Raw genomic sequence first — 20292 nt, 5'->3', positions numbered from 1 at the left:
TTATTAAAACGCAGGTTCTTAAATAAATTTCATTTAAATTTTTGACTAATGTAACTTTTGGACAGATTTATGACGACAATTACCATAATTGTTCTACTTGCACTTTTTGGTGGTTTTATTGGTTTTGTAATCATGTTGCAAATGAAAGAGCAGGCGCGTCTTGAAAAACTGCGTAAAGCATCACTTTTAAATAACCAAGCTAGACAGATTCGTCGATACCTTGATGATTTTCCTCCCCAATATCAGCCAAAGGATTTAAGGCTTTGGCTGTTTTCTTGTCTTGTTTCTGTTTTTGATGAGCTCTTATCTTTGCAACCTGATGAATCTTTGAAGCGTAGGCGGTCTCATGCCGCTCAAGAAATGCAAGAGTTTCAAGAAAGCAAACAAAAAAGAAAAGCGCGTGCTGTTAATGATGAATTACAGGTGATGGAGTTGAAGCGCTTATTTGATTCGTTTGATAATTTTTTAAACACATCGAAAGAACAGAAAAAAATTGATTCTGACTCAGCGTTCAAATATAAAACTCTACTGTCATTTTTCAGGTATAAAGTCAGTGCCGATCATAAAGGTTATTTGGCTCGCCAAGCTTTTTTAATGAATAAGTTTGAAGATGCTATTGAATTATATAAGGAAGCGGTTAGTGAGCTTGAGCCCATTAAAGAAGTGCCTGAAGCGGATGAAGCTCGTAAAAAATTTCAAGGCTACGTTGATGAAATAGAGAGTGATTTATTACTTCAAAAGCAAGAAGAAGAGCTAATGGGTGACGATGAGGAGGAGGAGGACGCAGATGATGAGTGGAATAAGTTTATTGGCAAGGATGATTTTGAAAAGAAAAAATATTTTTAATAGGTTATTGTAATACTTTGATTTATTATTAATTTAATATTGCTTTTTTATTTGGAACACCTGTGAATTTATCATTACTTTCCGTTTTTATACCGACATTTTTTTTCGTTTCTATCACGCCTGGTATGTGTATGACCTTAGCCATGACCATGGGAATGACGATTGGCGTTAAGCGCGCTTTGTGGATGATGTTTGGTGAGTTGTGTGGTGTTGGTTTAGTCGCTATTTCTTCTGCAATAGGCGTTGCGGCCTTATTGCTTAACTACCCAAGTGCATTTGTCGTTTTTAAATATGTAGGGGGTGCCTATTTAGCCTATATTGGTATTCAGATGTGGCGCTCCAAAGGCAAAATGGCAATTAAGTCATCCGATTCGGAAAGTACACCCGCTTCTCGTTTTGAGTTAGCCAGTCAAGGGTTTATGACCGCCATTGCTAACCCAAAAGGCTGGGCTTTTTTTGTGGCTTTATTGCCACCCTTTCTCACAACAGAACAGTCATTGTTCAGTCAATTAAGTGTGCTTGTTGCGATCATTTTATCGTTAGAGTTTCTCTGTCTGTTGATTTATGCGACTGGAGGGCGAACTTTAAGAACCTTGCTACAGCAAAGTGGTAACGTCCGATTGATGAATCGCATCGCCGGCTCTTTAATGCTAGGAGTGGGTATCTGGCTGGCCATTGGGTAGTATTATAAGTGCTACATTTTTACTCTTATAAGAGGCTGGTCTTGAATTAAGAATCTGTCATATTAATCAGTCTAGGTATTGGCTTTTTGACTTCTTGTGTTTTTCCTTGGTGTTTTGCGCTTTCTGCTGGTGAATTTCTTCCCCATGCCACTCATGCCTGAAAAGGTGACTTCGCCAACTTGACTAATCAGCGTTGTCAGTCCATTGGTTAGGGGCTGCATAAATTGGGCGTAATTCATTCTTTTATCACTGATGGCTTCCAGTTGAGACTCCCAGTGTGCCGTCATATCTGGTAACACCATTTGAGATGGTAAACTGTTTATCAGTTGTCGACCAACGTCGGTTGAATGTATTTCTTTGCCTTTTTTTGTCAAAAATTGACGCTTAAACAGCAGCTCAATAATGCCTGCTCGCGTGGCTTCTGTACCGAGTCCATCCGTCTCCCTGAGAACTTTTTTGATTTCGATGTCCTGTACATAACGGGCAATCCCTGTCATCGCTGAAAGCAAGGTGGCATCCGTGAAGTGTTTTGGCGGGCTGGTGTTTTTTTCGTCAATTCTCCCATTAAGACAAGTTACTTGGTCACCTTGGGAGACGGCTGGCAAATTCTTCTCTGAGAACGCATTCTCTTTTTCTTCTGCCTTTTTAGAAGGAAATAATGCCTTCCATCCTTGGTGTAAAATATCTTTTTGCTTGGCAATAAACAGGCCTCCTGCCACATCATGATCAATTTGTTTTTCAGCGTATTCGAAATCCGGATAAAACTGGATTAAATACTGTCTTGATATCAGCTCATAAACACACTTTTCATTTTTTGTGAGTCTATTGGGATCCATCGATTTGGACGTGGGAATAATAGCGTGGTGAGCACTTACTTTTGAATCGTTCCACGCTTTGCTTTTTCGTTTTAGGTTGGCGTTTTCGACGGCTTCGTTTAATGCTGGGCAGGTTTCTTTAATGGATTGTGTTACTCGATGTTTATCTTCTAGATGGCCTATCGGTAGGTAACGGCAATCGGATCGAGGGTAGGTTATGAGCTTGTGTCGTTCGTAGAGTTGTTGGCAGGTATCCAGTGTTTCCTGAGCATTTAAGTTAAAGCGTTTTGAGGCCTCTATCTGTAATGTGGATAAATTATAGGGCAATGGTGCTGGTTGTTTTTTCTTATCCGTGTTTACCCGAGTTACACGGCCTACTTGATTAGAAACTCTCTCTAATACGTTTCCAACTAACTTTTTGGATAAGACTCTACCTTCTTCATCCATGTAGGGAGAGCAGGCTTCACTGGGTTTCCATTTGGCTTGGTATTGTTCACCATTAGTGGTTTCTAAGAGGACAAAAACATCATAAAAAGGTTTAGAAATAAAGCGAGCTATTTCTTGATCTCGATGAACGACTAATCCTAATACCGGGGTTTGAACACGGCCAATGGATAAGACGCCGTTATAACCTGAGCGTTGACCTTGCAAGGTGCATAAACGTGTCATATTAATACCATATAACCAATCGGCACGCGCACGCGCTAGAGCAGATGTGGCAAGAGGAATAAAGTCTGTATTGTTGCGTAAATTATTTAATGACTTCTTAATAGCGGCGGGGTTAAGGTCGCTGATGAGGCAGCGCTTTGTTGACTCGCGTTTTGTTTTGCTGACACCGGCGTAGTTAATGACTTCATCGACTAATATTTGGCCTACTCGGTCAGGGTCTCCCATATTGACTAATAAGTCCGCTTCATTAATCAGTTTTTTAACGACAGAAAATTGCTTTTTTGTTTGAGGTTTTACCTGATGCTTCCATTTTTCTGGAATAATAGGCAGATCTTCTTTACGCCATTTTTTATAATCACTGTTATAGGCCTCAGGTTCCGCTTGCTCTAATAAATGTCCAATGCACCAAGTTACAGTGTCGCCATTAGCGACTCTAATATAACCGTCTCCTTTTTGGTGGGGTTTTGGTAACACATCTGCGACGGCGCGACCAACACTGGGTTTTTCTGCAATATATAAGATCATGTATACACTTTACTGGTTTTATATACAGTAAAGTGTATACATGATTATGGCTTGATGCCAGTGTTAAATTACTTGCCCTACATTATCGAATAGGAACAACTAAAACAGGGATGTTACTTTGATGAATCACCTTGTTTGCGGTGGACCCAAGCATCATTTGTCCAAGTTTTGAATGGGTACGACTGTTCATTACTATCATGTCCGCTTTATAGTCTTTTGCGGTATTTTGAATGGCTTCATAGGGAAGGCCGCTGACGGTAATGTATTCTGGTTTGTGAGTAAGCTCTTTTAGCTCTTCGCTGTTTTCATTTAAAAATGTTTCTAATTGAGAGTGCATTTTCTCTTTTGTATTGTTAATGGCGTCTTCTCTAAGGCGTTGCAGAACATCCGCCTGGAGGTAATTCTGAATCATGTTTTCTGTTTGCGGCGTAACAGGATTCAAAACATGTACCATAATTAATTTTGCTTGGTTTTGCAGTGCCATATTCATGGCTAGGCTCATGGCTTCTTGTGCTTTACCTTCTAGATCGCAGGCATAAATAATGGTCTTTATTTTCGTTAGCATACTATTCTCCTAGATGTACTTTAAGGCGATATAACGTGGGTTACTTAGGTTTATTCTATGTTATTCACAAATAAACCCTCTGATGCACATCAATGTTTTATAATTGAGTCATTTTTTTGTTTGGACTATGTTTCTTTAGTGCTGACGGTAAATCTTGGGTCGGAAGAAGAAAACGTCTATGTTATGATGTCGCCCTTAAATTTAATATCACACTTATAAAAGAGAGTATGGACTATGTCAGAGTTGTCATTCGACACAAACGCAGCAAAAATTGGTTATGGTATTGGTCGTCAAATTGGTGATCAATTAAGCGGAAGTGACCTTGGTGAGATTTCATTGGAGCACCTTTTTGCGGCCATTGAAGATTCGTTGAATGGCGCTGAGATGCGCGTTCCTGGTGAAGAATTAGAAGCGGCATTTGCCTCTCTTCAAGCTGATATGGAAGAAAAGCAAAAGGCCGCTTCTGAAGAAACAGTCAAAGCAGGCGACGCTTTCTTAGTAGAAAACAAAGCCAAAGACGGTGTTCAAGTAACAGACAGCGGTCTTCAGTATGAAGTTCTTGAAGAAGGTACTGGTGCAACACCAGAAACGTCTTCAACCGTGCGCGTTCATTATGAAGGTCGTTTAATTGATGGACAGGTTTTTGATAGCTCAATTGCTCGTGGTGAGCCAATTGAGTTCCCAGTAACAGGCGTGATTGCTGGTTGGACTGAAGCATTGCAAATGATGAAAGAAGGCGCTAAATACCGTCTTACTATTCCTGCAGAACTTGCCTACGGTGCACAAGGCGCTGGTGCGATGATTAAGCCTTTCTCTGTATTGGTATTTGATGTTGAATTGATTGCTGTTGTTTAATTTTACAAAACAGTAAAATATCAATGAATAAAAAAACGGGCTTTTTATTGGCCCGTTTTTTATTAGATGAAAGAAAATATTAGATGAAAGAAAATATTAGATGTCTCTTTCCATTAAAACGTGAAAAATTCCTGCTTCTAAAAACATCTTCCCATTGGTTGTAAAATCCTGTTTTTCATAGAAAGATTGCGCATCTGTTTGCGCATGCAAGAATACTTTTCGATGTCCCATTTCGCGTGCGACTTGTATCGCTTTACGTAGAATTAATGACGCGTAGCCTTGATGACGGTAACTGGGTAAAACCGCCATACGACCAATTTGCCCATTCGACGTTAATCTTGCCACACCCGTTGGAACGGCCGTGGTACCAAAAGAAACAAAATGCACTGAAGTTTCGTCATGCGCATCCCATTCATCTTGCTCATCGATACCTTGTTCAAGAATAAATACTTGCTTACGTACAAATTGCAGTTGCGCTTTGCTGCTGTTCCAATCAGTCGTTAATACTTTCATGAGAAATCCTTATAACTCTTCGTTTTCAATTAGCTCGACAAGACCTTGAGCCTGAAATAAAAACCTTAACATGGGTTCTAAATCAGCGTGTTGGCTAAAATCTAATTCAGTAAAATCAAATTCTACCTGATCGCATATGGCTTGAATAAGGCTTTCTAGTGACTTATCAACCAAGAGATTGTCGCCGTTGCAGAAAACTTTGATCTGTTCAGGATGAGTGAATGATTCTGCATAACAGATTCTAGCATCACCTGGACGAAAAAAGGCCGCACCAGATTTAGCTTGGTTTAAGGCTTGTGAAACTTCCTCTGCTGTTAACGTCTTTTGAAATTCAGGGTATTTTACATCACTCATATTCTGTCCCAGCCAATCTAATAGTTTTTCTGGCTGGTTTAATAGTTTTGATAGCTCTGAGTGGAGGTATTGTATGTCCTCTGAATCAATCGCAGCATGATGTAATTCTTTGAAAACGCCAGGAGCCGCAAAGCGTCTTTTTTCATCTGTTTCCTCGATAAGTTGGTCGTGCATTCCGGTGAGTGCATCTTGAATACTAGGCGCTCTAAAGCCGATAGAATAGGTCATACAGTCGTTATCCAAGGCTCTGCCATTATGTGCAAAGTTGGGAGGTAAATAGAGAATATCACCCGGTTGTAAATCGTATTCTTGTGTACTATCTGGAGTAAATTCCGATAAAATATGCAATTGTATGTCTTTGATTGGTGCGTCTTTATACTGCGAAGGAGACAGTACCTGCCAACGGCGTGCGCCAGCCACCTGAATGAGAAAAACATCGTATTGATCGAAATGTGGACCAACGCTCCCGCCTTCTGTTGCGTAACTTACCATAACATCGTCTAGACGCCAGCTGGGTAAAAAATGAAAGCGTTCTTTTAACTCTTGGATTTCTGGCACCCAATGATCGACAGCTTGCACAAGTAACGTCCACTCAGTTTCAGGAAGATTAGCAAAAGTATCTTCATTGAATGGACCTTGTTGTAATTCCCAAGGTGTATGGCCATTTTCGATAACAATGCGAGATTCTACTTCCTCTTCCATTGATAAGCCTGCTAATTCATCCGCTTCCAAAGGCAGTGGGAAGTCGACTAATCCCCCTCGAATGACTAAGGGTTTTTGCTGCCAATATTCTTCCATAAAAGTCCGAATAGTCATGCCACCTAAAATGGAAATAGGAGAATCCAGTGTGCTCATGTTGTGTCTCTGTGTGTAATATGAAAATTAAGGTAAATAAAAAAGAGCCGATGAATCGGCTCTTTTCTTGTTTATCTAGAGTTAAATAAATTCAATACTAGATTAGCACGCAAACGCAGCGTGTGTGTTTATACTGCGTCGATATTTTTTGCTTGAGCAACGGCATTACCAATATAATTACTTGGTGTAAGCGCTTTTAATTGCTGCTTCGCTTCTTCAGGCAGTTCTAACGTATCAACAAACGCTTCAATTGTGGCTTGGTCAATGGTTCGGCCGCGGGTGAGTTCTTTTAGTTTTTCGTACGGAGATTCAATACCGTAACGACGCATAACTGTTTGGATTGGTTCGGCAAGTACTTCCCATGCAGAATCAAGGTCCTGTTCTAGACGAGGCTTATTGATTTCTAATTTACTGATCCCTTTTAAGGTGGCTTGATAAGAGATTAGGCAATGGGCTAAACCAACGCCAAGATTACGTAAAACGGTAGAATCTGTTAAGTCTCGCTGCCAACGAGAAATTGGAAGTTTAGCGCTCAGGTGTCCCATGATGGCATTGGCGATCCCCAAGTTACCTTCTGAATTTTCAAAATCAATTGGATTGACTTTATGTGGCATAGTGGATGAGCCAATTTCACCGGCAATGGTTTTTTGCTTGAAGAATCCCATGGAGATGTAACCCCAAACATCGCGATCAAAGTCGATCAAAATGGTATTAAAGCGACACAGCGCATCATACAACTCAGCAATGTAATCGTGTGGTTCGATTTGAGTTGTGTAAGGGTTCCAAGTTAAACCAAGTGAGGTAACAAACTTTTCTGCATGCGCTTGCCAATCAATGGTTGGGTAAGCGGAAAGGTGGGCGTTATAGTTGCCAACCGCACCGTTAATCTTACCTAAAAATTCAACTTGCTTGATTTGCTTCACTTGACGAGCTAAACGAGCGGCGACATTCGCCATTTCTTTGCCAACAGTTGTTGGTGATGCCGTTTGGCCGTGAGTACGAGATAGCATAGATTGCTCAGCATGCTCGTGTGCCAGAGTCTGAATGGCACTCACAACATTATTTAATTCAGGAAGAATACCCTCATTTAAAGCTTCATTAAGCATAAGTGCATGAGATAGATTGTTGATGTCTTCCGAAGTACAAGCAAAATGCACAAATTCTGAAACGGCCGCAAGTTCTGGCACTGTCTCCATTTTGCCTTTGATGAAGTATTCTACTGCTTTAACATCGTGGTTTGTGGTTTTCTCGATGTCTTTGATTGCTTGAGCATCTGCTTCACTGAAGTTTTCCGCCAGTTCATTCAAAAATTGATTTGCAGAATCGCTTAATGCGGGAACTTCTTGTATCTCAGAGTGATTAGACAGTGCTTGTAGCCATCTAACTTCGACTAACACTCGCATTCTTAACAAACCGTACTCACTTACGGAGCGACGAAGAATTTGAGTTTTTGCGCCATACCGGCCATCAATTGGAGAGATAGCGTTTAAACTTGAGAGTTCTGTAAAGCCTATTTGTTGCATTGAGAAAGAGCCTCGACCATGATTTTCAGGGAGCGGCTATTATAGGCAAAAGGGGGCTTGGAAGCCATTATAGTAAGCGCATTCTTTGATCAATTGTGTGTGATTGTTCAAAGAGTCTTAACATTTTTGATCTCCTGACGGATATATCTCTCCAATAAATTCTATATGAGTTAGATAAAGTCTCATATCAAATTCTAGCTGATGGTAGTTCGGCAGCATGTGGCAACACAACTTATAGAAGGCTTTGTTGTGGTCTTTTTCTTTTAAATGAGCCAATTCGTGTACGACAATCATTTTTAGGAACGCTTCGGGCGCTCGTTTGAAAGCGGAACTGATGCGTATTTCATTTTTACTCTTCAGCTTGCTCCCTTGAACGCGTGACGCGTAACTATGTAATCCAAGGGCGTTATTTACCACATGGATTTTATTGTCATAAACAACCTTACTTAAAGGGTCTGACTTCCTGAGATAACGATTTTTTAATTCGAGGGTAAACTCGCGTAACATTTTATCGTTATTGACTTGATGGGGCATTGGGTACTGCTTGCGGATGTGGTCTGTCAGCTTGTTTGTTTCAATGAGTGTTAACACTTGCGCTTGTAGTTCTTTGGAATACTGATTGAGATACTTAAGTGTGTTCATATTTCTCGTCGATTTTAGTAAATAAAAAACCCAAACGAAAAGATCGTTTGGGTTTTTTCGCAGCGCTAAAATTAACTATTTAACTGTAAATTAAACCGTTTCTAGAGCGGCGTTAAGAGTTGCACTTGGGCGCATTACTTTAGCAACTTGCTCAAGGTCAATATGATAGTAACCAGATAATTCTGCTGGATTACCTTGGACACCATTCAATTCTGCAACGATTTTAGCTTCATTTTCTGCAAGGTTGGCGGCGAATGAAGTAAATTTAGCCGCTAATTCGGCGTTTTCAGTTTGACCGGCAAGCTCTTGTGCCCAGTAAAGCGCTAGGTAAAAATGGCTGCCGCGGTTATCAAGCTCGCCTGTTTTACGAGATGGAGACTTGTTGGTATCCAATAAGCGCTCTGTGGCCTTATCCAACGCTTTTGCTAGAACAATGGATTTTTCATTGTTGTTCTTAATGCCAAGCTCTTCTAAAGAAACAGCAATGGCTAAGAATTCTCCAAGAGAATCCCAACGTAAGTGGTTTTCTTGGGTTAATTGTTGTACGTGTTTTGGTGCAGAGCCACCAGCACCGGTCTCATACATGCCGCCGCCATTTAGCATTGGTACGATAGATAGCATTTTGGCTGAGGTGCCTAGCTCAAGAATCGGAAATAAATCGGTTAGGTAATCACGTAGAACGTTACCCGTTACTGATATGGTATCTAAACCACGCACCGCACGTTCCATAGTAAAGCGAATGGCTTCGTTGTAAGGCATAATGCGAACATCAACACCGTCTAAATCATGCTCTTTTAAATAGGCTTCAACTTTTTTACGAAGTTCGTTATCGTGTGCGCGTTCGTCTTCTAGCCAGAAAATGGCTGGCGTGTTTGATTGGCGAGCACGCGTTACGCCTAACTTTACCCAATCGCGAATCGGTGCATCTTTTGTTTGGCATGCGCGCCAAATATCACCCTGCTCAACGTTATGTTGCATTAGCACTGTACCGTTTTCATCAACAACACGCATGATGCCATTTTCAGCGATTTCGTATGTTTTATCGTGAGAACCATATTCTTCGGCTTTCTGAGCCATTAAGCCAACGTTTGGTACGGTACCCATTGTTGTTGGATCGAACGCGCCATTTGTTTTACAGAAGTTAATCGCTTCTTGATAAATTCGTGCGTAAGTGGACTCAGGCATAACAGCCTTCGCGTCTTTAGGTTGACCGTCACGGCCCCACATTTTACCCGATCCACGAATCATTGCAGGCATAGAAGCATCAACGATTACGTCACTTGGTACATGTAAGTTAGTAATGCCTCGGTCTGAATCAACCATCGCTAATTCAGGGCGAGTTTCGTAACATGCTTCAATAGCGGCCGTAATTTCTTTTTGTTTGGCTTCTGGTAACGATTTGATTTTATCGTATACATTGCCCAAACCGTTGTTCGGGTTTACGCCAATTTCTTTAAATAGATCACCGTATTTTTCAAACACGTCTTTGTAGAAAACAGTAACAGCGTGACCGAATACAATAGGGTGTGAAACCTTCATCATGGTTGCTTTAACGTGCAAAGACCACATGATGTTGCTTTCTTTTGCCTCTTTTAGTGATTCTTCAATAAATGAACGTAGCTTAGTGCAGCTCATGTTCATGCTATCAAGCACTTCTCCAGCAATCACTGGCAAGGTTTTCTTAAGCGTCACTTCGCCTGATTGAGAGACGAATTCAAGGCGAACGCTTTGATCTTTTTCTATTGTTACAGACTGTTCGCTAGAGAAGAAATCTCCGTCACGCATGTAGTCAGCGTGTGATTGAGATGCTTTGCTCCATTTCCCCATTGAATGCGGGTTTTTGCGAGCGAATGCTTTAACAGCCGCTGGCGCACGACGGTCGGAGTTACCTTGACGTAATACAGGGTTTACAGCACTGCCAAGAATTTTTGAGTAACCGGCTTGAATGGCTTTTTCTTCATCTGTTGAAGGCGCTTCTGGATAGCTAGGCACAGCATAGCCTTGAGATTGAAGCTCTTTAATCGCCGCTGTTAACTGAGGAATTGAAGCACTGATGTTTGGTAGTTTTACAATGTTGGCTGCGGGGTCTAAAGTAAGTTCGCCCAAAAACTGCAACCCATCTACAACACGTTGTTCTGGTGTTAAGGATTCTGGAAACGCAGAAAGAATTCGCGCAGCAAGTGAAATATCAGTTAATTCAACTGCAACACCTGCTTCCTTGGTAAAAGTACGAACAATCGGTAGTAGTGAAGCGGTTGCAAGAGCAGGAGCTTCATCTGTAAGTGTATAGTAGATAGTTTGATTATCTGACATGTGTTTCCCCTAACATTATGATCGGTTTAACCAATTGAATTAGTGATAATTGCTAATCAAATAGAGTCTTGTTTTTGTTGATGATTTCGCCTTGAGCGATCAGGTCATCATTCTCGAGTACATATAGTACATAAAAAACCAACAAGATATGTATTGGTTAACGATATACTCGCAATTTTTATAAGTGATTTACTTTTATCGACGTTCAAGAGCCGCGACTAATGATTTACGTTTGATTAAAAAGTGCCAGCGCCTACCGCCGAGTTGCCGCCATAAAATGGCTGCTCTTACGCCAGCTAATAATATGGCTCTAACTTGTTCTGAAATAGGGTTCTGTTGCAAATATCGACTGTCCCCTTGAACTTGAATTCGAAAGCTTAAGGTGCTGAGCGTGTCTTGATAGAGGCCAGACATAGCGGCAATCATATTACTATGGGTGCTGGAGTCAAAGTGCTCTCGTTGGCGCACCAAGTGATCCAGTTTTTGCCCAACTAACGATAACATCTCTTTATCTTTAGACAGCTTGGCTTCAAGATGAAGCAGGCTAAGAGCGTAGCGAATGATATCTGGGTCGACAGCGCTTCTATCATTGCCCAATGTCTGTTTACACAGCTTTTTACCCTGGCTGAGGTTTGTTGACCATTCCCACTCGCCGCCATAAATATCGCACGTATTAGCCGCATCCATTATTAGAACGCTGTCTAAAAGAGGGGTTAGTAAGGTCTGATCTGCCTGCCCTGTTTTAGCAATTTTTGTTACCAATTCAGCCGCTTGGAATAATGCGGACAAGGCAATGACTTGATCTTTTTCTCGATTACTCACGATAGTGTTTTGCCTATTTATAATTGCTGCTCTTTGTTAAAAGCTTGGTTAATAATACCGCCACCAAGGCATAAATTATCAAGGTAAAATACCACAGATTGGCCTGGTGTAATTGCTCTTTGGGGTTCTACAAAGCTTACTTCATAGCGCCCTTTACCTAATGACATGATGGTACATTCCTGATCTGCTTGGCGATAACGACACTTGGCTTTGCATTTCAATGGCATAGAAGGTGCTTCAAGAGCAACCCAGTCCATATTATCAGCAATTAAGTGGGTTTTATAAAGAGATGAGTGCTCACCTCCTTGTGTCACAAGTAAGACATTATTTTTTAAGTCTTTTTCAACAACATACCAAGGGTCGTCTGAATAATTGGCTAAACCACCAATGCCAAGGCCTTGTCTCTGACCTATCGTGTGATACATCAATCCAGAATGTTTACCAATAGTGTCACCTTCTAGCGTCTTTATTTTACCTGGTTGAGCGGGTAAGTATTGCTCTAGAAAGTCTTTAAAGCGGCGCTCACCAATAAAACAAATGCCTGTGCTGTCTTTTTTGTTGTGCGTGATTAACTTATATTCTTCCGCTAGGCGGCGCACTTCAGGTTTTTCTAGTTCTCCGACTGGGAATAATGTTTTGGCTATTTCATTTTTACCGACAGCATAGAGGAAGTAGCTCTGATCTTTGTTCGTATCTAGCCCTTTTAGAAGTGTGGCGTTACCGTCAAGTTCGCCACGGCGGACATAATGGCCTGTTGCTATATAGTCAGCTTCCAGTTCCAAGGCGTATTCTAAAAACGCTTTGAATTTTATCTCTTTATTACAAAGAATATCTGGATTTGGCGTACGACCAGCTTTGTATTCTTCTAGAAAATGTTCGAACACATTATCCCAGTATTCAGAGGCGAAGTTGGCTGTATGAAGACGTATGTTTAACGTATTACAAACTGCTTGGGCGTCAGCAAGGTCGTCTTTTGCTGTGCAGTATTCTGTACCATCATCTTCGTCCCAGTTCTTCATAAATAACCCTTCCACTTGATAGCCTTGTTGTATCAAGAGAAGAGCAGAAACAGAGGAGTCGACACCTCCAGACATACCAACAATCACTTTTTTGTCGGAATTTGATGGCGTTTTCGGGGATGTGGTATGTATATTCATTTAATTGTATTCATCTAATTATAGTCATCTAGGGATAAAGGTTTGAAAGTATAGGTTCAAATCTTTTAGCACTATTGTACCTTATGTGATTAATTATCATAGGCCGTCAAGTGGACGTTATTCAGCAAATTTAAAGGAGATATAAGGCCATTTTCGTAATCTTCAATACACTGTTCGACCAATGGGCTGCGTAATGGTAATGAGAGTATTTCTTCTCTAGTCAACCACGTGCAACTCTCTATGTCAGGGTCTAAGGTGTGTTGATTTTTTTTAATTGGCTCACAGATAAAGCAAATCCTATGGTAGGTTGCAGAGTCTTTGGTTGGGGTGAAGCTATATAGCCCCAGTAAATGAGTTGGGTTTACTTGCCATCCTGTTTCTTCGTGTGTTTCTCTGATGATAGCATCTTCTAATGTTTCATGGTTTTCAACGTGACCAGCAGGTTGATTAACGACTAACTGTTTTGTTGGTTTTTCTTGCCACTCTTTTACCATCAAATATTTCTTGATCGTTTTTCCTGATCGGTTTTTTTCTTGCTTGACTACTATGGCGGCGACGGTCAAACGAGGTAGATGTTTTTTTACTTTTTCGTTGTTCAAATAAATTTACCTGTTGTGTAAGTTCAGAGGAGATAGGCTCTTTTTTCCACTCTCCAACGGATACATTGTTGTGTTCAATAGAGTAAGGGCCTATAGCCACTCTTATTAATCTGAGGGTGGGATAGCCTACAGCGGCGGTCATTCGCCTAACTTGCCTGTTTTTGCCTTCGTGTATTTGTAATTCAATCCAGGAGGTAGGGATGGATTGACGAAAACGAACTGCAGGGGTTCTTTCGTGGATATTGTCCGGAAAAATTCGTTTGACCTTAGCTGGTAAGGTTACCCCATCTTTCAGCTCAATACCTGCTTCCAGTTGAGATAAGGCGTAGTCTGACGGGATGCCTTCCACTTGAGCCCAGTACGTTTTGGGCATTTTAAACTGTGGAGAAGCAATTAAATGCTGCAGAGCGCCATTGGACGTTAGTAGCATAAGTCCTTCTGAGTCAAAATCTAATCGGCCAGCTGGGTAAACGTCTGGTAGACTAATAAAGTCAGCTAAAGTCGCTTTGTCTCCTTCCTTACTAAATTGACTTAGTACTTGGAACGGCTTATTAAACAAGATAAGGTCTGTCATTAGATTCCATATTAGGTATTTATAGTAAACCTATTATGTTAGATCTAGTTTGAATATTCACCCTGTATACCCAAGTTTAGTATCTTTGTTCTTTTCCTTTATCTCTGTTTGTGTCACCTTTTTGTAAGTTAGGATTCTGCTGTTTGGTCTTTTTCCTCTTCTTGTTGAGGAGATATGTTGATCGCATGTAGGCCTCTCTCTCCAGGGGTAACTTCAAACACAACTTGCTGGCCTGACTTTAGTGTTTTATAGCCTTCAATGTTGATGGCTGAATAGTGACTAAATAAGTCTTCCTCAAATTGATCGCATACGATAAAACCATAACCTTTTGCATTATTGAACCATTTCACTGTTCCAGTGTGCATTTTTCTCTCCAACATAATACAGAGTTAATGTAACGACAAAAAAGAAACAATAACTTAACCATAGTGTATTTTATGGAAAAAACAAAAAAGAGCGTCGAAGTTTTTATTTATTTTATAAAAATCGCAAAAGTGTCTCAAAATGCCGCTGGTAAAATCGCAATTTATGCAAACTTTACTGATTAATAAGGTGCTAGACTGATTACAAGTAAAAATTACTTACTTAGGTGAATTGATTTTCGGTAAAAAATGCCAATTAACTAAGTAAGAACACATAATTTGAATACTTTTTTAAACTTTTACATTATTTAGAGATTGAGGATGATTACAGCGCAAAAAATTCGACTAGGATTAGAAGATGATCAGCAAGGTCATTCAGTGGTTGCTATATCTAAAGAAGAAATGCAGTTAAAGCCACCCTCTATGTATCAGGTTGTTTTGTTTAATGATGATTTTACGCCAATGGATTTTGTTGTCTTTGTTTTGCAGCGTTTCTTTTCTTTGGATACAGAAAAAGCGAAGCAAGTTATGTTGGAGGTTCATACTAAAGGTAAGGGGGTTTGCGGCGTATTTACTTTTGACGTTGCAGAAACGAAAGTGGCAATGGTGCAGCAGTTTGCTCAACAAAATGAGCATCCTTTAATGTGTGATTTGCAACAAGTTGACTGACTTAATGGTGAGGTTACTACTATGCTAGATAAAGAACTAGAGCAAACCTTAAATAACGCATTTAAAACAGCTAGGGATAAACGTCATGAGTTTATGACGGTCGAACACCTTTTATTGGCTTTAATAGAAAATCATGCGGCGTCTTCGGTTTTGTCCGCTTGTGGTGTCGCATTGGATGTTTTAAAACAGGAGTTAGAGGAGTTTGTAGACAGTACAACGCCGTTAATACCAGAGGATGATGCGGAGAGAGAAGTTCAGCCAACTCTTGGTTTTCAGCGCGTTCTCCAGCGTGCCGTTTTTCATGTTCAATCCTCTGGTAAAAGAGAAGTAACAGGCGCTAATGTCTTAGTGGCTATTTTTAGTGAGCAAGAAAGTCAGGGCGTTTATTTGCTCAAGCGCCATGGTGTTGCTCGTATTGATGTTGTGAACTTTGTGGCTCATGGGATCTCTAAAGTAGGGGATCAAGCCTCAGCAGAAGACAAAGAAGAGGATGAGCAAGATGATAGTAATGTTGCTCCATTACAAAAATACGCCACAAACCTCAATGAAGAAGCTAAGAAAGGAAAGATTGATAGACTAATCGGTCGTGAATACGAAGTCGAAAGAGTGGTGCAAACTCTGTCACGCCGCCGCAAAAATAACCCCCTTTTGGTTGGCGAATCAGGTGTCGGTAAAACGGCAATCGCAGAGGGGCTGGCAAAACGAATAGTCGATAATGAAGTGCCTGATGTTATTCAAGATGGAGTGGTTTATTCTTTAGACATGGGGGCTTTGCTCGCTGGCACCAAATACCGTGGTGACTTTGAAAAACGTTTGAAACAGCTTTTGAATGATTTGAAGAAACAACCGAATGCCATTTTGTTTATCGATGAAATTCACACTATTATAGGTGCTGGTGCGGCCTCTGGGGGCGTGATGGATGCGTCAAACCTGCTTAAACCAGCCCTGAGCTCCGGTGATTTACGTTGTATTGGCTCGACAACCTTTCAAGAATTTAGAGGTGTTTTTGAAAAAGATCATGCGCTTGCCAGGCGTTTCCAAAAAATTGATGTAAATGAACCAAGTGTTGAAGACACCTATCAAATACTGAAAGGTATTATTGGTTCTTTTGAAGATCATCATCAAATTAAATATGAAGAACCGGCGCTATTAGCCGCTTCCGAGTTGGCTTCGCGTTACATTACAGATCGTCATATGCCAGATAAAGCCATCGATGTCATCGATGAAGCTGGCGCATACCAGCGCTTGCAGCCCAAAGAAAAGCGTAAAGAGGTTATTGGTGTTACTGAAATAGAAGATATTGTTTCAAAAATTGCTCGTGTACCGGTAAAAGCGGTTAATTCAGATGATAGGCAAGTGCTTTCTAACCTAGAACGCAACCTTAAAATGGTGGTGTTTGGGCAAGACGGTGCGATTGAGTCCTTATCCGCCGCGATTAAGTTGTCACGTGCTGGCCTCAAACCGGATCAAAAACCAATTGGTTCGTTTCTTATGGCTGGTCCAACAGGGGTGGGCAAAACAGAAGTAACTCGCCAGCTTGCAAAGCAACTTGGTGTTGAGTTAATTCGTTTTGATATGTCTGAATATATGGAGCGTCATGCCGTATCTCGTTTAATCGGTGCGCCACCAGGCTATGTTGGCTTTGATCAAGGCGGTTTATTAACGGAAGCCGTTACTAAAAACCCACACAGTGTTGTATTGCTGGATGAGATAGAAAAAGCCCATCCAGAAGTGTTTAATATATTGCTTCAAGTTATGGATCATGGAACCCTAACAGACAACAATGGGCGTAAAGCAGACTTTAGGAATGTTATTTTGATCATGACGTCTAATGCGGGCGCTGAAGTGCTTGCAAAACGTTCAATTGGTTTCTCAAGTCAAGATAATTCAACCGATGGTATGGAAATTATCAGTCGTACTTTTACGCCAGAGTTTCGAAACCGTTTAGATGCCGTAATTCAATTTAAGCAGCTTGATGAAAGAGTTATCTTTAACGTTGTGGATAAGTTCCTAGTAGAGCTGCAAGCTCAGCTTGATCCAAAGTCTGTTCTCCTTGACGTTGCCGATACCGCAAGAGGGTGGTTGGCGAGTAAGGGATACGATCAAACAATGGGGGCGAGGCCTATGGCTCGAGTAATACAAGAGCATCTAAAGAAACCCTTGGCTGAACTGATTTTGTTTGGAAGTTTAGATGGTGGTGGTGTTGTTAAAGCAACGCTTGATGAAGGGAAGGATGAATTACTATTAACGATCGAGGAAGAAAAGTTACTGCACCATTAGCGATCGAGTGGTTTAGATAGACATAAAAAAACCGGATATTATCCGGTTTTTTTATGTCTTATTTCTATTTCTTTACAGTAAAAATAGACAGTTTAACGTGCACGATAAACGATACGACCCTTAGTTAAGTCGTAAGGTGTAAGTTCAACTTTTACTTTATCGCCAGTTAATATACGAATGTAATTTTTGCGCATTTTTCCTGAAATATGCGCAATTACAACGTGTCCGTTTTCTAGTTCGACGCGGAACATGGTGTTAGGCAGTGTATCAATGATAGTGCCTTCCATTTCTAAGCTGTCTTCTTTTGCCACAATAAATGTCCTATGGTTTGAAAGGTGAAGGCCATATAAAGCCCAATTCAAATTGCACAATATTAAGAATAAGGTCTTATTTGAAATTTAGTCGCGCGTATTTTGCCTAAAAAAATGCTGAATAGCAAATGAGCAGAGGAAGTATTCTTCTTTTCAGGCCTATATTTGCATCCCTATCGACTAAGACGAGTACATCTTGTTGATAAAATTACGACTAAGATGGCAATTTAAGGGGTAATTTTCCAAGAAATTGTCTTGGTATTTGTTAACGCTAGATTACCTTGAGCCTCCACACAATATTTTTTTAGCAGATCACAGAAGATTGACCTGTCGATTAATTTTGCACCTAGAGAAAGTAGGTGGCTCGATTCCACTTGGCAGTCGATTAATTCTACTCCAATGTCTGATGCATATTGACAAAGTGCGTATAAGGCTGTTTTAGAGGCGTTTTCTTTATTTGAAAACATGGACTCCCCAAAAAAAACATGGTCAATACAGACGCCATAAAACCCACCTATGAGGGTGCTATCTTCCCATACTTCTACTGAGTGGGCGAAGCCAGACAATTGCAGTTCTTTGTACGCGGTTTTGATTTCATCAGAAATCCATGTCCCTTCTTTGCTCTGGCGACTCATCGAACAATGGTTCATCACTTCATCAAAGGCGGTATTAATTTTTATTTCCCATGAGTGCTTTCTTAGGTGTTTTCTCATTGATCTAGATAAGTGAAATTGAGATGGCATAAGCACGCATCTATTTGTTGGATGCCACCATAAAATTGGGTCTGGTTCACTATACCAAGGGAAAAAACCATGTTGATACATATTAATAAGGCGTATTACGCTTAAATCGCCGCCTACAGCACATAATCCATCAGGATCATCTAGTGCCTTATGAGGTATCGGTATGTCAAAAGGAGAGTCATTCAATAAGGTCAGTGTTTTTTGCTCTGTTTGCTGTGTCATCGTTTTCTTTTTTTGAATAGTATCGACTACCAGTATAGAAGCTTTGCTCCTAAATTTTGTTTTTAAATGTTATTTTTCACTCATTTCTTTTGATAACGATAAAAAAAAGAAGGTGTTTGAAAATACGTTTAATGTTTGAGTAAAATTGTTTTTTGGCTGTTTTTTACATTCACATATATCCGGATTATGCAACATAAAGGCTGTTTTTGATCTGTCAAATCATTTAAAACATCAAAAATGCAAAAAATAAGAAAAAAAAACACATGAAGGCTTGACCAGCATAGGAAAACTTGGTTTTAATCATGTCAGTTCTAAACCAACTTCGTTTCGAAGCAACGATTTAAAATTATGTTGTTTGGTAATGAGTAAATGGTTGACTTTTCTGACCTATATGTCATAAAAGTGAAACTGTTAGGTTTTAGTATACATGAGTCGTTGATTTGTCAGCGTTTCTTGTTTAGGTTATAGAAACCTTTCAATAGGTCTAAAAGACAAAATATAAAATATAAAGGGGAATCTTGAATGAAAGCGATTAAACTTGCTTCTATCTTTGCAGTATCTGCTGTTGCGGCCGCTGTATCTACTACTACTTTTGCTGCTGAAGCTGTTTTTACAGGTGAAGCGGGTGTTGAATATACGTCTTACTACGGTGATTCAAAAGCAACTAACGATCTTGCAGACGGTACAGATCTTGGTGAAGTTGAATTAAAAGTTGATACTGGTGTTGTTTACGCTGAAATCGAAATTGCTACTACTGGCGCTGATGAAGGCACTAAAGTTGGCTTTGAAAAACTTTATGTTAAGCAAGGCGCTGTTTCTTTCGGTCGTTTTGATGGATCAGTAGCAACTGGTTCATTCATGGGCATGGATGAGTTGATCGGTGGTGTTGATCTGAGAACGGCAGCTGGCGATACTGATAACACAGGTGTTCGTTACAATGTTGCTCCAGGCCTAACTATTGCACTTGAAGCAACTACTTCTACTGCTACTGATGATTCTGATATCGGTGTTGCGGCTTCTTATGTTGCTGATCTTGGTGGTTTCAAAGCCGGTATCTCTGGTGGTTCTGTTGGTGATGCGAATGCCGTTAACGTTGGCCTACAAGCTGACGCTGGTGCTGCGACACTGTCTTTGAACTACGGTGTAGGTGAAGTTGGTACTGGTACAACAACTGATCGTGAAGAACTAACTGCTTCTATCGCTTTCGCGGCAACTGACGCGTTAACTCTTACTCTAGAATACACTTCTGATGAAGAGAACAACAAAGACGGTACTTACTTCATTGGTGAGTACGCAGTAGGTGATCTAACTTACTACGTTAAAAACTACGATGGTGAACTTTCTGATGAGAAAGTTATCGTTGGTGTTAAATCATTCTTCTAAGATTTCCCTTTC

The 20292-nt window shown here is 40.5% G+C and carries 20 protein-coding genes; 6 read left to right on the top strand and 14 right to left on the bottom strand.

Going from position 1 to position 20292, the window contains the following annotated elements; genetic code table 11:
* The first annotated feature begins 69 nt into the window (after positions 1–69).
* Together IEZ33_RS14765 and IEZ33_RS14760 are read left to right on the top strand one after the other, a co-directional pair.
* Positions 70–846 carry a hypothetical protein gene (locus IEZ33_RS14765; protein WP_191600787.1) on the top strand — a complete coding sequence of 259 codons (777 nt, stop codon included), beginning with the start codon at positions 70–72 and terminating at the stop codon, positions 844–846.
* Between the two features lie 62 nt (positions 847–908).
* The gene (locus tag IEZ33_RS14760) at positions 909–1529 is read left to right on the top strand and encodes a LysE family translocator (protein WP_191600786.1); all 621 of its coding nucleotides are present in this window, start codon (positions 909–911) and stop codon (positions 1527–1529) included.
* Positions 1530–1600: 71 nt separating this feature from the next.
* Here IEZ33_RS14760 and IEZ33_RS14755 read toward each other — a convergent pair whose 3' ends face one another.
* On the bottom strand, positions 1601–3538 hold the full coding sequence (locus tag IEZ33_RS14755) for a DNA topoisomerase III (protein WP_191600785.1): 1938 nt from the start codon (positions 3536–3538) through the stop codon (positions 1601–1603).
* An 82-nt stretch (positions 3539–3620) separates the two neighbouring features.
* Positions 3621–4103, bottom strand: a complete 483-nt coding sequence (locus tag IEZ33_RS14750) for a universal stress protein (RefSeq protein ID WP_191600784.1) — start codon at positions 4101–4103, stop codon at positions 3621–3623.
* A gap of 234 nt (positions 4104–4337) precedes the next feature.
* Between IEZ33_RS14750 and IEZ33_RS14745 the strand changes: the two genes are divergently transcribed.
* Positions 4338–4958 carry a BamJ family beta-barrel-assembly machinery protein gene (locus IEZ33_RS14745; protein ID WP_191600783.1) on the top strand — a complete coding sequence of 207 codons (621 nt, stop codon included), beginning with the start codon at positions 4338–4340 and terminating at the stop codon, positions 4956–4958.
* A gap of 96 nt (positions 4959–5054) precedes the next feature.
* Here the strand turns inward: IEZ33_RS14745 and IEZ33_RS14740 are convergent, their stop codons facing one another.
* The 10 genes from IEZ33_RS14740 to IEZ33_RS14695 form a co-directional block, all read right to left on the bottom strand.
* Positions 5055–5471 carry a GNAT family N-acetyltransferase gene (locus tag IEZ33_RS14740; protein ID WP_191600782.1) on the bottom strand — a complete coding sequence of 139 codons (417 nt, stop codon included), beginning with the start codon at positions 5469–5471 and terminating at the stop codon, positions 5055–5057.
* A gap of 9 nt (positions 5472–5480) precedes the next feature.
* Complete coding sequence (locus tag IEZ33_RS14735) at positions 5481–6680, bottom strand: cupin domain-containing protein (RefSeq protein ID WP_191600781.1); 1200 nt, start codon at positions 6678–6680, stop codon at positions 5481–5483.
* A gap of 128 nt (positions 6681–6808) precedes the next feature.
* Positions 6809–8203 (bottom strand): adenylosuccinate lyase, encoded by a 1395-nt coding sequence (gene purB, locus IEZ33_RS14730; RefSeq protein WP_191600780.1) that lies wholly within the window; start codon positions 8201–8203, stop codon positions 6809–6811.
* Positions 8204–8320: 117 nt separating this feature from the next.
* Positions 8321–8845, bottom strand: coding sequence for a M48 family metallopeptidase (locus tag IEZ33_RS14725; RefSeq protein WP_191600779.1), 525 nt, complete (start codon positions 8843–8845; stop codon positions 8321–8323).
* A 90-nt stretch (positions 8846–8935) separates the two neighbouring features.
* Positions 8936–11158 carry an NADP-dependent isocitrate dehydrogenase gene (locus tag IEZ33_RS14720; protein ID WP_191600778.1) on the bottom strand — a complete coding sequence of 741 codons (2223 nt, stop codon included), beginning with the start codon at positions 11156–11158 and terminating at the stop codon, positions 8936–8938.
* Between the two features lie 195 nt (positions 11159–11353).
* Positions 11354–11980: a high frequency lysogenization protein HflD gene (gene hflD, locus IEZ33_RS14715; RefSeq protein ID WP_191600777.1), complete on the bottom strand. Its 627-nt coding sequence runs from the start codon at positions 11978–11980 to the stop codon at positions 11354–11356.
* A 17-nt stretch (positions 11981–11997) separates the two neighbouring features.
* A complete protein-coding gene (mnmA, locus tag IEZ33_RS14710) occupies positions 11998–13137 on the bottom strand; it encodes a tRNA 2-thiouridine(34) synthase MnmA (RefSeq protein WP_191600776.1) in 1140 nt (379 codons plus the stop codon).
* Between the two features lie 89 nt (positions 13138–13226).
* A complete protein-coding gene (locus IEZ33_RS14705; protein ID WP_338040919.1) occupies positions 13227–13700 on the bottom strand; it encodes an NUDIX domain-containing protein in 474 nt (157 codons plus the stop codon).
* Complete coding sequence (locus IEZ33_RS14700; RefSeq protein WP_191600775.1) at positions 13585–14310, bottom strand: pseudouridine synthase; 726 nt, start codon at positions 14308–14310, stop codon at positions 13585–13587. Before IEZ33_RS14700 ends, IEZ33_RS14705 begins: the two co-directional genes overlap by 116 nt.
* A gap of 128 nt (positions 14311–14438) precedes the next feature.
* On the bottom strand, positions 14439–14675 hold the full coding sequence (locus IEZ33_RS14695; RefSeq protein WP_191600774.1) for a cold shock domain-containing protein: 237 nt from the start codon (positions 14673–14675) through the stop codon (positions 14439–14441).
* A gap of 318 nt (positions 14676–14993) precedes the next feature.
* On the opposite strand from IEZ33_RS14695, the gene clpS reads away from it, so the two are divergent.
* A complete protein-coding gene (gene clpS, locus IEZ33_RS14690) occupies positions 14994–15341 on the top strand; it encodes an ATP-dependent Clp protease adapter ClpS (protein ID WP_206696859.1) in 348 nt (115 codons plus the stop codon).
* A 21-nt stretch (positions 15342–15362) separates the two neighbouring features.
* Positions 15363–17621 (top strand): ATP-dependent Clp protease ATP-binding subunit ClpA, encoded by a 2259-nt coding sequence (clpA, locus tag IEZ33_RS14685; protein WP_191600773.1) that lies wholly within the window; start codon positions 15363–15365, stop codon positions 17619–17621.
* Between the two features lie 92 nt (positions 17622–17713).
* Here clpA and infA read toward each other — a convergent pair whose 3' ends face one another.
* Both infA and aat read right to left on the bottom strand, forming a co-directional pair.
* A complete protein-coding gene (gene infA / locus IEZ33_RS14680; protein ID WP_191600772.1) occupies positions 17714–17932 on the bottom strand; it encodes a translation initiation factor IF-1 in 219 nt (72 codons plus the stop codon).
* Between the two features lie 227 nt (positions 17933–18159).
* Positions 18160–18897, bottom strand: a complete 738-nt coding sequence (gene aat / locus IEZ33_RS14675; protein WP_191600771.1) for a leucyl/phenylalanyl-tRNA--protein transferase — start codon at positions 18895–18897, stop codon at positions 18160–18162.
* 522 nt (positions 18898–19419) lie between these two features.
* Between aat and IEZ33_RS14670 the strand changes: the two genes are divergently transcribed.
* Positions 19420–20280 carry a hypothetical protein gene (locus IEZ33_RS14670; RefSeq protein WP_191600770.1) on the top strand — a complete coding sequence of 287 codons (861 nt, stop codon included), beginning with the start codon at positions 19420–19422 and terminating at the stop codon, positions 20278–20280.
* Positions 20281–20292: the final 12 nt, after the last annotated feature.

It is taken from the genome of Marinomonas algicola (assembly GCF_014805825.1).
GTDB classification, from domain to species: domain Bacteria; phylum Pseudomonadota; class Gammaproteobacteria; order Pseudomonadales; family Marinomonadaceae; genus Marinomonas; species Marinomonas algicola.
The sequence above is the reverse complement of the archived record's forward strand: the minus strand, read 5'-3'. Positions and strand labels throughout refer to the sequence as shown.